Source organism: Thermodesulfovibrio yellowstonii DSM 11347 (assembly GCF_000020985.1).
Lineage (GTDB): Bacteria > Nitrospirota > Thermodesulfovibrionia > Thermodesulfovibrionales > Thermodesulfovibrionaceae > Thermodesulfovibrio > Thermodesulfovibrio yellowstonii.
The window spans coordinates 966,818-980,322 of sequence record NC_011296.1 but is presented as its reverse complement, the minus strand read 5'-3'; the positions used below and the strand labels follow the sequence as shown (position 1 = coordinate 980,322).

General features: G+C 31.0%; 11 protein-coding genes. 10 read left to right on the top strand and 1 reads right to left on the bottom strand.

What is annotated here, in order from left to right; genetic code table 11:
- Positions 1 to 145: 145 nt before the first annotated feature.
- The 3 genes from THEYE_RS05025 to THEYE_RS05015 are packed head-to-tail and all read left to right on the top strand — an operon-like array spanning position 146 to position 3,234.
- Positions 146 to 829 carry a DUF58 domain-containing protein gene (locus tag THEYE_RS05025; RefSeq protein WP_164924838.1) on the top strand — a complete coding sequence of 228 codons (684 nt, stop codon included), beginning with the start codon at positions 146 to 148 and terminating at the stop codon, positions 827 to 829.
- Positions 801 to 2,654 (top strand): transglutaminase TgpA family protein, encoded by a 1,854-nt coding sequence (locus THEYE_RS05020; RefSeq protein WP_012544993.1) that lies wholly within the window; start codon positions 801 to 803, stop codon positions 2,652 to 2,654. Before THEYE_RS05025 ends, THEYE_RS05020 begins: the two co-directional genes overlap by 29 nt.
- A complete protein-coding gene (locus tag THEYE_RS05015) occupies positions 2,635 to 3,234 on the top strand; it encodes an L-threonylcarbamoyladenylate synthase (protein WP_012544944.1) in 600 nt (199 codons plus the stop codon). Before THEYE_RS05020 ends, THEYE_RS05015 begins: the two co-directional genes overlap by 20 nt.
- On the opposite strand, the gene THEYE_RS05010 is transcribed toward THEYE_RS05015, so the two are convergent.
- The gene (locus THEYE_RS05010; RefSeq protein ID WP_012546134.1) at positions 3,220 to 5,328 is read right to left on the bottom strand and encodes a RelA/SpoT family protein; all 2,109 of its coding nucleotides are present in this window, start codon (positions 5,326 to 5,328) and stop codon (positions 3,220 to 3,222) included. The genes THEYE_RS05015 and THEYE_RS05010 overlap by 15 nt on opposite strands.
- Positions 5,329 to 5,366: 38 nt before the next feature.
- Between THEYE_RS05010 and murA the strand changes: the two genes are divergently transcribed.
- From murA to THEYE_RS04975, 7 genes are all read left to right on the top strand, one after another.
- Positions 5,367 to 6,617 carry a UDP-N-acetylglucosamine 1-carboxyvinyltransferase gene (gene murA, locus THEYE_RS05005; RefSeq protein WP_012546097.1) on the top strand — a complete coding sequence of 417 codons (1,251 nt, stop codon included), beginning with the start codon at positions 5,367 to 5,369 and terminating at the stop codon, positions 6,615 to 6,617.
- Between the two features lie 119 nt (positions 6,618 to 6,736).
- Positions 6,737 to 7,129, top strand: a complete 393-nt coding sequence (gene gcvH, locus THEYE_RS05000) for a glycine cleavage system protein GcvH (RefSeq protein WP_012545115.1) — start codon at positions 6,737 to 6,739, stop codon at positions 7,127 to 7,129.
- The gene (gene lpdA / locus THEYE_RS04995) at positions 7,126 to 8,493 is read left to right on the top strand and encodes a dihydrolipoyl dehydrogenase (protein WP_012545965.1); all 1,368 of its coding nucleotides are present in this window, start codon (positions 7,126 to 7,128) and stop codon (positions 8,491 to 8,493) included. Before gcvH ends, lpdA begins: the two co-directional genes overlap by 4 nt.
- Entirely contained in the window at positions 8,490 to 9,689 is a 1,200-nt protein-coding gene (locus tag THEYE_RS04990; protein ID WP_012545901.1) for a DUF401 family protein, read from the top strand. Before lpdA ends, THEYE_RS04990 begins: the two co-directional genes overlap by 4 nt.
- A gap of 25 nt (positions 9,690 to 9,714) precedes the next feature.
- A complete protein-coding gene (gene eno, locus THEYE_RS04985) occupies positions 9,715 to 10,995 on the top strand; it encodes a phosphopyruvate hydratase (protein WP_012546738.1) in 1,281 nt (426 codons plus the stop codon).
- Between the two features lies 1 nt (position 10,996).
- Positions 10,997 to 11,326, top strand: coding sequence for an FtsB family cell division protein (locus tag THEYE_RS04980; protein WP_012546062.1), 330 nt, complete (start codon positions 10,997 to 10,999; stop codon positions 11,324 to 11,326).
- The gene (locus tag THEYE_RS04975; RefSeq protein WP_012545008.1) at positions 11,323 to 13,455 is read left to right on the top strand and encodes a glycoside hydrolase family 57 protein; all 2,133 of its coding nucleotides are present in this window, start codon (positions 11,323 to 11,325) and stop codon (positions 13,453 to 13,455) included. Before THEYE_RS04980 ends, THEYE_RS04975 begins: the two co-directional genes overlap by 4 nt.
- Positions 13,456 to 13,505 lie beyond the last annotated feature (50 nt).

Below are 13,505 nucleotides of genomic sequence, written 5' to 3'. Positions count from 1 at the left end.
TATAGCAATTACTCTTTTAATAGGCTTCGGAGCAGTAAATACAGGAAACAATTTATTGTTTCTGATGGTGTCTTTCCTTTTAAGTATTATGACTTTAAGTGGCATTGTTTCATTTTTTAATCTAAAAAATATTGAAATTTCAATTATGAAATCACAAGATATTTTTGCATTAAAACCTGCGAAGTTAAAAATTAAAGCAAAAAATAAATATTTTTTTGGACTTTTTCTTTTAAGAATTAAAGCACTTCAGAATGAAATAGTCATACCCTACCTGAAAGGTGAAGGCATCTTTTATATAAATCTAATATTTCCTAAGAGAGGCAAATATATTCTTGAAGAAATAATAATTTCATCTTTCTTTCCTTTTTATTTTTTTAAAAGATCAACCACTATCCCAATAAATTTTGAAATAATAGTGCTTCCACATCCCTTAAAGTGTGATTTATCATTTTTAACATTAGAAGGTAAAACTCTTAAAGAATCAAGTATTTCAAGAGGAAAATCTTATGATGGTGAAGTTACAGGAGTAAGAACCTATGTCCAGGGGGACCCTTTAAAATATGTCCACTGGAAAGCAACAGCAAAAACATCTTCTCTCAAAACAAAAGAGTTTTCACCTCCACAGGGAAGTCCTATTATTATCAGCTTGAATGACTTCCACGGAAACATTGAAGAAAAGATTAGCAAAACAGTTTATGCACTGATTGAATTTTCAAAAATGGGAAATCCTATAGGATTAAAACTTGGTAAAGACTTTTATCCTCCAGATACAGGACAACCTCATCTAAGGAGAATGCTTTATGCTCTTGCAATTTATAACCCTGAGTAAAGTTCAGAATAGTATCTTTGCCTTGAGTATTTTGATTGCAGTAATACCTTTTACTGCAATTTTCCCTTATATTTCTTATTATGTAAATTTTATATTTGTTTTAATAATTATCAGTTCTATATTGCTACATATCAGAAAAATTTTTTTACCAGTATGGATTCTAAATATTATTTCTGTTGTTCTGATTATTATGCCATTTATGATTTCCTCTCCAGAAGATATTCTTTTGCCATCAATAGAATCTTTAACATTAATTCTTTCTGTAAGATTTCTGAGTAAAAAAAGTTCAAGAGAATATTTTCAAATTTATCTCCTTTCATTGCTTTTGCTTGGGAGTTCTTCACTTTTTAATTTTTCGTGGATATTTCTTTTAAGACTTCTTTTAATGCTTATTTTTACGATTTTTGCAATATTATTGCTTACATACATCAAAGAAATAAAAGAGGAATCTATAAATTTTGAAAGACTCTTAAATCTTATGAAGATTGCAATTTTTATTTCAATTGCAGCAATCCCCTTAAGTGCGTTCTTTTTTATTATTTTACCGAGAACTCCTGTTCCCTTAATGGACGTAGGTTTTACTAAAACTAAAACTGGTTTTTCATCAACTGTAAATCTTGGTTCTATCAGGGATATAGAAGAAGACAGAACAATAGTAATGAGAATAAAAATGAATAAATTACCAGAAAAAGAACTTTACTGGAGAGTTATTACATTTGATACATTTAATGGCAAGGTATGGCAAAAAAAAGTTTCTGGAGCAGATAAATCAAATATTTATGGAGAAAAAATAAATTATACTATAACCCTTGAGCCTTTAACAGAACAGTATCTGCCAACTCTTGATTATCCCTTGAATGTTTCTTTAAAAAATGTTTTATATGAATATCCTGGAACTTACAGGATAGGTTTTCCATTAGAAAAAAACATAAAATATTCTGCCACTTCTTTTATAAACTACCAACTTAAGGAAGATAACCCTTCATCTATTTATATTACAGTTCCTCCTGATACTTCAAAAAAAATTGAAATGCTTACAAAAGAAATTACCTTTCAAGCATCAGATAAAAAAGAAATTATAGACAGAATATTAAAATTTTTAAGTAACTATCAGTATTCTCTTAGAGATCTGCCCACAGGTGAAAATTCAATTGAAGATTTTCTATTCAAAAAAAAGAAAGGAAACTGTGAATATTTTGCAACCGCTATGGCTTTGATGTTGAGAATTAAGGGTATACCGTCAAGAGTTGTTGGCGGATTTAAAGGAGGAACATATAATTCTTTTGGGGGCTATTACATTGTAAGGGCTTCTGATGCTCATTTATGGGTTGAAGCATGGATTGATGGAAAATGGCTTAGATTTGATCCGTCAGGTAAAATATCTCGTGATATAGAGCCTGTTATTTTTCACCTTATTGATTATCTATGGAATAGTATTGTGCTTGATTATGATATAAAAGCCCAGCTTAAATTAGCAAAATCTATAAAAATCCCAGCGATTAAATTTGATATAAAAACTTTTTTTATTCCATTATTTTTAATTATTTTGTATGTATCTTTTAAAATTTATTGTTATGTTAAAGAAAAGAGAAGCCCTTTAAACAGATTTTTTAGTATAATGAAAAAATACGGATTTGAAAGAAAAAAATATCAAGGATTGGAAGAGTTTATTTCAATAATAAATGATTCAACCTTAAAACAAAAAGCAGAAAGCTTTATTAAAGAATATCAAGAAATTTATTTTAAAGATAAAGAAATTGGAAAACAAGAGTTAAAAAAACTTCATGCATTACTTGAAGAATTAGATGAAAATCGTAAAAGCTGAAGAAATAGATATAATAGAAGTGTTAAAAATACTTGAAAATGATGGAATAATAATTTATCCTACTGAAACTCTTTATGGAATAGGTGTAAAATATGACAGCAAAAAACTTCTTAGAAAACTATTTGAAATAAAAAAACGTCCTGAAGAAAAAAGCTTTCCACTGATTGTAAATTTACAACATCTTGACTTAATTACTGAATTTATACCTTCTATAGCAAAAAAGTTTATAGAAAAATACTGGCCTGGACCTTTAACTTTACTTCTTCCTGCAAAAAAAAATCTGCCTAAAAGAATAACAAAAGACAATAAAATAGCAGTGAGAATGCCTGGAGAATCATTTGCTTTGAAGCTGATTCAACTATCTCAGTTTCCGATTACCGCAACTTCTGCAAATATATCAGGCTATCCTGCTGCAGATTGCATTGAAACTGTAATGAAATACTTCAAAGATTCATTTATTGATTTATTAATTGATGGAGGAAAGCTTCCTGGAATACCTTCAACAATAGTTGATGCTACTGTTGATCCTCCTCAATTAATAAGAAAAGGTGCTATAGAGGTTGATTTATCTTTTTACTGATATAACTTCACCAATTTGGGAAATTTTATTGATGATATCTGAAAGATGCGTTCTGTCCTTTACTTCAATAGTGAAATCAATTAATGCCCTTTTATCTGATGTTGAATTAGCCTTTACTGCAGTAATGTTAACCTGATTTGCTGACAAAAGAGCTGTGATAGTTGCAAGAATCCCGGGTGCATCAATACATTCTATGCTTATCTTTGTTTGAACTTTTGAGTTATCATCGGCTGTCCAAAAAACCTCTATTAATCTATCATGTTCCAAATGTTGAATGTTTAAACAATCCTTTCTGTGTACTGATATGCCCTTCCCTCTTGTGATAAAGCCTATGATTTCATCTCCTGGCACAGGCATGCAGCATTTTGCTATATGATATAGAACCTCATCAACTCCTTTAAGAGAAATAAACTGCTTATGCTCTTTTCTGGGAATGACTTTTTTGGGGACAACTATTTCATCCTGCGGAATTTCAGGAGAAAGTCTATTCACAACCTGATGAACAGATATTTTCCCATGTCCGATAAGAAGATATAAATCCTCAATAGATTGAACAGAAAAAGCTTGTAAAATTTCTTCCATTTTTTCAGTTTTAAGAATAGATGATTGAATGCCCTGTTTACGTAATTCTGCTTCAAGCAATTGTTTTCCTATATCAATTCCCTGCTGTCTTTCTTCCTGTCTGAGAAAATGTTTTATTCTATTTCTTGCTCTCTGAGTAACAACAAACTGTAACCAGTCTTTTCTGGGTTTCTGATGAGGGCTTGTTATTATTTCAACTACATCACCACTTTGGAGTTGATAATTAAGAGGAACTATTCTACCATTAACTTTTGCACCAGCGCATCTTGCTCCTACTTCAGAGTGTATAGCATATGCGAAATCTACTGGAGTAGAATTTACTGGAAGTTCTTTTACATCTCCCTTAGGAGTAAAAATATAAATTGTATCAGGCACAACTTCTGCTTTTACAGCATCAAGTAATTCTTTAGGATCAGATATTTCTTTAATAAGGTCTCTAAGCCTTGAAACAATTTTTGCTTCTCTTTCAGTTAAATCTTTTCTTTCTTTATATCTCCAATGTGCAGCAATACCCTCTTCTGCAATTATATCCATTTCTTCTGTTCTAATCTGGAATTCTACCCTTTCACCACCAGGTCCTATAACAGTTGTATGAAGTGATTGATAATAATTTGATTTTGGAAGGCTTATAAAATCTTTAAATCTACCCGGTATCAGTGTCCATAATGAATGAATAATCCCAAGAATATCGTAACAATGTGGAACTGTGTCTGTAATAATTCTTATTCCTATAACATCGTAAACCTGTTCAAAAGGAATTTTTTGTTTAATAAGTTTCTGATATATTCCATAATAGTGTTTCACTCTCCCATATATCTTGAATGGAATATTCATTGCTGAAATTTTTTCAGAAAGGATATTTATTACATTATCAATATATGCCTGCTGGTCTTCTTTTCTTTTTGCCACTTTTTTGACAAGGTCATCATATTCATCAGGGTAAAGTACTTTAAATGAGAGGTCTTCAAACTCTGAACGCATCCATCCAATTCCAAGTCTATTTGCAAGTGGAGCATATATTTCAAGAGTCTCTTTTGCTATTCTTTTTTGTTTATCCGGAGGAAGAAACTCAATTGTTCTCATATTATGAAGCCTATCAGCGAATTTTATTAAAATAACTCTTATATCTTTTGACATAGCGAGAAACATTTTTCTGAAACTCTCTGCCTGTGCTTCTTCAACAGTTGAAAACTGAAGTTTGCTTAATTTAGTCACAGCATCTACAAGAAAGGCAACATCTGGAGTAAATATTTCACCAATGTCATCAATTGTCATTTCAGCATCTTCTACTGTGTCATGAAGAAGCCCTGCTGCTATGGTAGTGGAATCAAGTTTCATATCTGCAAGTATTGCTGCAACAGCTAAAGGATGATATATGTATGGAATACCTTCTTTTCTTTTTTGTGCACAATGAGCTTCTCTTGAAAAAATATAAGCCTTTTTTATCAGCTCAACATTGGCATTGGGCCTATATTGCAAAACCTTTTCTATTACATTTTCTATTGTAAGCATATTTCCTTATCCTCTTATTTTAGTTTAATATATTTAACATGGATAAGCTACTTATTTTTGGAGGATTACCCTTAAAAGGTGAAGTTACAATAAGCGGAGCTAAAAATGCAGCCCTTCCAATTATGGCATCTACTCTCCTGGCTCAAGGGGTGCATATCTTTAAAAGAATTCCAAAATTAAGAGATGTTTTTACAATGACTGAACTTATAAAAAGAATGGGAGGCATAGTTGAATTTAATGAATTATGCAAAATCAATACTATAAAGATAAATAAATTTGAAGCATCATATGACCTTGTTAAAACAATGCGAGCATCAATTTTAGTGCTTGGTCCACTTGTAGCAAGATTTGGTAGAGCAAAAGTATCTTTGCCAGGTGGGTGTGCTATTGGTGCAAGACCTGTAAATCTTCATATTAACGGACTTCAAAAAATGGGCGCTAAAATATCTCTTCAGGAAGGTTATATAATTGCAAAAGCTTCACGACTTATGGGAACTAAAATATATTTTGATATTCCAACTGTAACAGGAACGGAAAATTTAATGATGGCTGCAACCTTAGCAAAGGGAACTACAATTATTGAAAATGCTGCAAAAGAACCTGAAATTGTTGACCTTGCAAATTATTTAATATTGATGGGCGCAAAAATTGAAGGTGCTGGAACAAGTATTATTAAAGTAGAAGGAGTAGATGAACTTAAGCCTCCTCAAGAATATGAAATTATACCTGATAGGATAGAAACAGGGACATTTATAGCAATTGCTGGTGCATGTGGGGGTGATATAAGTTTAAAAGGGTGCAGAATTGACCATATTGATGCTATAATTTTAAAAATGAAGGATGCAGGAATAAGTTTTAAAGAAATAGAAAACGGAATAAGGGTTATCGGTCCTAAGAGACTTCAAGCAGTTGATATAAAAACAATGCCCTATCCTGGATTTCCAACAGATATGCAGGCACAATTTATGGCAATGATGACTGTAGCAAATGGAACAAGTGTAATAAAAGAAACAATTTTTGAAAACAGATTTATGCATGTAGCTGAACTTAGAAGAATGGGAGCAGATATAACAGTAGAAGGAAATACTGCTACTATTAGAGGAGTAAAAAAATTAAAAGGCGCACCAGTTATGGCAACTGATTTAAGAGCATCAGCATCCCTTGTAATTGCTGGATTAATTGCTGAAGAAGAAACACTGATTGATAGAATTTACCATCTTGACCGCGGATATGAAGAACTTGATAAAAAACTTATTCAACTTGGTGCAAGGATACAAAGAATAAAATAAATCCTCAAAAAATAAAAATTTATTTGAGAAAAAACAATAATTTTTGTTTTTTACTTGACAAATTGTTTTCTATCAAATTAAATAATCAAAATGAAAAACTTTTTAAAAATGGAGGAAAAATGAGTTTAGAAAATTACAAATTTCACAAAGAGCATACCTGGGTAAAAATCTCAGGTAAAACTAAAAAAGTAAAAGTTGGAATCTCTGATTACGCCCAGGAATCTCTTGGAGATATTATTTATATTGAACTGCCTGAGATTGATAACCATGTTGAAGCAGATACAGAAATGGCAGAAATTGAGTCAACAAAAACTTCCTCACCTGTAATAGCTCCTGTTAGTGGCACAATTGTTGAAATCAACGAAGAATTAATTGACCACCCAGAGATTATTAATGAAGACCCCTATGGAAAAGGCTGGATTGCTGTGATTGAGATGGATAATCCTCGTGAATTAGAAGACTTAATGGATTATGAGGATTATGAAAGTTACCTTGAAGAAGAAAGAGAATGAAAGCAGTTGTAATTGGTGGGGGTCCTGCGGGTTACGTTGCTGCTCTTTCCTTGAAAAGATTAGGTGCAGAGGTATTATTAATTGAACGAGAAGAACTTGGTGGCACCTGTCTTAATAAAGGATGCATTCCTACAAAAACAATAATTCATTCTCTTGGATTACTGGAAAAGATTAAAAATCAAAAAATCATTAATGAGATAAATTATCCCAACATTTCAGTTGATTTACAAACTTTGATGCAAAAAAAAGATAATGTGGTAGATACTCAAAAAAAGGGACTACTGATGCTTTTAAAACATTCGGGGGTAAAAATTATTAAATCAGAAGCAGAATTGATTAATCCACAAACAGTATTTTTAAAAGAAACTTCAGAAAAAATTCAGGCTGATAGAATAATCATTGCTACAGGTTCAAAACCTGCTAAACTTCCAATGCTTAGTTTTGATGGTAAAAAAATTCTTTCAAGCGATGACTTATGGAATCTAAAAAAAATACCTGAATCAATTACAATTATTGGAGCAGGAGCTATTGGATGTGAGTTCGCATGGATATTCCATCTTTTAGGAAGTAAAGTAACTTTAATAGAATTAATGCCCAAAATTTTACCAATGGAAGAGGAAGATATCTCAAAAGAAGTAGAAAAACTTTTCAAAAAAAGAAAAATACAGTTTTATACCGGAGTCAGAATACAGGACTTAAAAATTTTTGATAATTCAGTTCAGATAACTCTTTCAAATGAAAAAATATTAACATCTGAGATTGTTCTTGTATCTGTTGGCAGAGCTTTCAATACTGACTGTATTAAAACTTCTGAAATCAAGCTTGGCAATAAAAAAGAAATTATTGTAAATGAAAGAATGCAAACAAATATTGAAAATATCTTTGCAGCAGGTGATGTTATAGGAAATTGGTTACTTGCTCATGTTGCCTACAAAGAAGGAGAAATAGCAGCAAAAAATGCCATGGGAGATAACAAAAAGATGGATTATACTGTTATCCCTTCAACAATTTTTACAGTAACTGAAGTTGCCTCAGTTGGATTAAAAGAAGCTGATGCTATACAGAAAGGATTTAACGTTAAAAAAGGAATTTTTCCTTTTAGAGCGATTGGCAAAGCTCACGTAGTTGGAGAGATTGAAGGCTTTATAAAAGTAATTGCAGATAAAGACTCTGACATTATAGTTGGTGCTCATGTAGTTGGTGCAGATGCTTCTGAACTTATCCATGAACTTGCAATGGCTGTAAAATTTAAGATAAAGATAAATGATTTAAAAGAATTAATTCATTCCCATCCTACTCTTTCTGAGTGTATAGGAGAAGCAATTAAAGACATATCTGGTGAAGCAATTCACAAAATAAAATGATTGATATTGTCAAAGTTTGTTTTATCTTTATTTTTATCCTATTTTTACTTCGTAAAAAAGTAAATGTGGGATATGCTCTTTTTGCAAGTTCTGTAATATTCTTGATTTTTTATCGGTTTGATTTTCAAAATTTATCATTAACGCTTTTAAAAAGTATTAGTTCACATACCTCAATAAATCTTTTTTTATCTCTTACTTTAATTAAATCTTTTGAGTATGCTCTAAGAAAAACAGAATTAATGCAGAAAATGACAGAAACCTCTCAGTCAATGCTTAATAATAAAAAGCTTTCAATAGTATCAATGCCTTTGATAATTGGTATGTTACCTTCTCTTGGTGGAGCATATCTTTCAGCACCAATGGTTGATTCAGCTACGCGAAATCTAAATATATCAAAAGAGGAAAAAGCATTTATAAACTACTGGTATAGACATCCATGGGAACTTATTTTACCACTTTATCCTGGGATAATTCTTGCATCAGCAATCTGTGGTGTTTCTTTAAGAAAACTAATATTATTAAATCTTCCTATTGCCTTAATACTCTTCATTACAGGTTTTATTTTAAGTATGCATAATTTAAAAAATGAACAAAAATTTGATAAAACCAAAAATCATATGAAAAATTTATTCAGCTTTACACCAATATTGCTTGTTCTTTTGACTGTAATAATCTTTAAAATTGAACTTTACATCGCTCTTATTATAAATATTCTAATAGTATGCTTATATCATAAAAAGAACCTTAGAGAAATTTTATCAATCATAAGATATGGTTTTACATCAGATGTTTTTATCCTTGTAGCTGGAGTAATTATTTTTAAAGAAATGCTTCAAATTTCAGGTGCTGTAGATGGGATAGCTAAAACAATTACACAATCGGGGATTCCTTACTTAGTTATTTTTATAACACTCCCTTTATTTATTGGACTTATTACAGGAATAAGTGTAGGATTTGTAGGAAGCACTTTCCCTCTGCTTTTACATTTAAAAGAAACATTGGCTTATGAAATCTCTATTGCCTTTGTTTCAGGATATGTAGGTGTTCTTATTTCTCCACTTCATCTTTGTTTAATCCTTACAAGAGAGTATTTCAAAGCAGATATGTTGGGAATTTATAAAAAAATTATTCCAGGGTGTGTAATTCTATTCTTTACTGCGTTGATTGAATTTGCCATTTTGAGATATTATAGTTAAACTTTATCTAAAAGGAGGTTTTATTATGGGAGAAATTATTGATATAATCGCAAGAGAGGTACTTGACTCAAGAGGAAATCCAACAGTTCAGGTAGATATCTACCTTGATAGCGGAGTTATGGGAAGAGCTACCGTACCCTCAGGAGCCTCTACAGGAACAAGAGAGGCTCTTGAGTTAAGAGATGGTGATAAAAAGAGATATTTTGGTAAGGGAGTGCAAAAGGCTATTGACAACATAATAAATGAAATTGCACCAAATATCATTGGTATGGAATCTCTTGATCAAGAAGGCATTGACAGATTTCTTATAGAACTTGACGGGACAGAAAATAAAAGTAAACTCGGTGCAAATGCGATTTTAGCAGTATCAATGGCTGTTTGCAAAGCTTCTGCAGAAGAAGTTGGACTTCCACTTTATAGATATCTCGGTGGTACTAATGCAAAGGTTTTACCTGTTCCAATGATGAATATAATAAATGGCGGAATTCATGCAGATAACAATCTTGATATTCAGGAGTTCATGATTGTTCCTGCTGGTTTTGTAAAGTTTTCTCAAGCCCTAAGAGCAGGGGTTGAAGTTTTCCATAGTTTAAAGGGAATTCTCAAAAAGAAAAGACTAAACACAGCAGTTGGTGACGAAGGCGGATTTTCTCCAATGCTTGAAAAAAATGAAGATGCAATTAAACTAATTATTGATGCAATAAAAGAGGCTGGATATGAACCTGGAAAAGATATTTATATAGCTTTAGATCCTGCTGCATCAGAATTTTTTGCTGAAGGATTTTATACTGTTGAAGGTAAAAAGATTGATTCAAAAGACATGGTTGATTATTATGAAGCTCTGGTTGATAAATATCCAATAATTTCAATAGAAGATGGAATGAGTGAGGCAGACTGGGAAGGATGGGAATTAATAAGTCAGAGACTTAAAAATAAAATTCAAATTGTGGCAGATGATCTTGTTGTTACAAATCCCAAAATAATTAAAGAAGCAATGAAAAGAGGAATTGCAAACTCAATCCTTATTAAACTTAATCAGATTGGAACAGTTTCTGAAACTCTGGAAGCCATTGAACTTACAAAGAATAATAAATACACCGCGGTTGTGTCCCACCGTTCTGGTGAAACAGAAGATACAATAATAGCAGACCTTTCAGTGTCATGTAATACAGGCTTCATAAAAACAGGTTCTCTTTCAAGGGGTGAGAGAATTGCTAAATATAATAGGCTTCTACAGATAGAAGAAGAGCTAAATGATGTAGCTCAGTTCAAGGGGCTTTCAGCTTTTTATAATCTTGGCTTTTAAGATGAAAAAATATTCTCTTAAGGAACAACTTTTAAGAGAGAGAAAGAAAAAAGATAAAATATTCTTTTTCCTGTTTTTATTGATTATTCTCTTTCTTGGTTATAGTTTTTTCTTTGGAGATATGGGCTATTTAAAATATAGACAATTAAAAAAGAATGAACAGAAAATTCTGAAAGAAATTAATGAAATTTCAACAGAAAATAAGCTTCTTAAAAATGAAATAGAACTTTTAAAAAATGATCGTTCTTATTTAGAAAAATATGCCAGAGAAAATTTTGGGCTTGTAAAGCCGGGAGAAATGGTTTTTCAATTCCAAAAAGAAGAAAAATGAGCATTAATTTAGCAATTCTCTGGCATATGCATCAACCATACTATTATGACCCATTGAAGAATAAATTTATGCTTCCATGGGTAAGGCTTCATGCAACAAAAGATTATCTTGATATGCTTCTTATTTTAAAAAAATTTCCTGAATTAAAGATTACCTTTAATTTAGTGCCTTCTTTATTAAAACAACTTAAAGAGTATGAAAATGGAGCAACTGACATATTCTTTGAACACACTATTATTCCTGCAGAAGAACTCAATGAAGAGCAAAAAGTTTTTATTCTTGAAAATTTCTTCCTTGCAAACTGGAAAAACATGATATATCCATTTAAAAGATACAGAGAATTACTTGAAAAAAGGGGGAAAATTTATGGTGATCCTTTAAAAATATCAAAGAAATTTACACCTCAGGAATTTAGAGATATTCAAGTTCTTTTTAATCTTGTATGGATAGACCCTTTACATAGAGAAAAAGATTTTTTTCTAAAAGAATTACAGAACAAAGAAGCCAATTTCACAGAAGAAGAAAAAAAACTCCTTCTTGACAAACATATTGAAATTATCAAACAGATAATTCCATCTTATAAAGAAATGGCTAAATCAGGACAGATTGAACTTTCAGTATCTCCATTTTATCATCCTATACTTCCTTTAATTTATGATAACTATAAAGCAAAAGAATGTATGCCTTATGCATTATTACCTCAGTATAATTTCAAAGCACCTGAAGATGCTCAGACTCAAATAAATAAAGCCATTTCCTATTTTGAGGAAATATTTGGCTTTAAACCTTATGGAATGTGGCCATCTGAAGGCTCAGTAAGTGAAGAAATAATAAAATTGATTGCACAAGCAGGAATTAAATGGATAGCAACAGATGAAGAAATCTTGAGCAAATCAATAAATGAGAAATTTAGAGTTGGTGAAAATTTAATTAATCCCTCAATGCTTTATCAGATGTATGAATTTGAAGGAGTAAAAATTTTTTTTAGAGATAGAATTCTTTCAGATTTAATAGGATTTGTTTATTCAAGCTGGGATGCTCAGAAAGCAGTAGATGATTTTTTAAAAAGAGTTCGTTCCTCAACGACCTCTGGAATAGTTTCTGTAATTCTGGATGGAGAAAATGCCTGGGAATATTATGAAAATGATGGAAATATTTTTCTTGAAAAACTATACGGAAGTCTACAAAAAAGTAAAGATATAAAAACTATTACATTTTCAGATTATCTTAGACAAAATCCTTATGCAACAACATTAAAAAAAATTTTCCCTGGCTCTTGGATTAATGCAAATTTTTCAATATGGATAGGACATGAAGAAGACAATCTCTCATGGGATTATCTTTATAAAGTGAGGCAGGAACTACTTTCTTATCAAAAAGAAAATCCTAATAAAAATACATCTCAGGCATGGGAAGAAATATACATTTCAGAAGGAAGTGATTGGAACTGGTGGTATGGTGATGAACATTATACAGAAACAAAAGATGTTTTTGATGATATTTATAGACATCATCTAATGAGTGTATATTTAAAAATTGGCAAAGAACCTCCATCTTTTCTCTATATTCCTATAAGTAAAAAAATGAGAGAGATTAAGCCAGAAATAGAGCCGAAGGGATTTATATATCCAAAAATTGATGGAAAAATAACAGGTTATTTTGAATGGCTTGAGGCAGGAAGGTTTAACTTACAAAGAATGGGTGGAAGCATGCATAGGGCAGAAAGCCTGTTTTCATATCTTTATTACGGATTTAATAGACAGAGTCTTTTTCTTAGGCTTGACCCTTTTTCTTCGCTTAAAGATTTTGAAGATTTAAAATTACACATACAAATTATTGAACCCAAGAGAATAAAGATAGTTTGTGACAATATAAAAGCTCAATTAGCAGAAGTATTTTTTCAAGAAAATGAAATATGGATAAAAAAGAAAGAAATTGAAAGTGTTGTTTTTAATGAAATATTTGAAATAGAACTGCCTTTTGAAATTATAGATATAAAACAGGAAGAAAATATATATCTTTTTATAGAGATTTTTAAAAATTGTTATTTAATTGATCGCGCTCCAATTATTGGTTTTATAAAAATTCACATTCCCCCATATGATTTTGATAAACTAATGTGGTTTTAATAGGAAAAATCTATTTTACTTTTCGGAAATATTTATTTTAAAGTTATCAG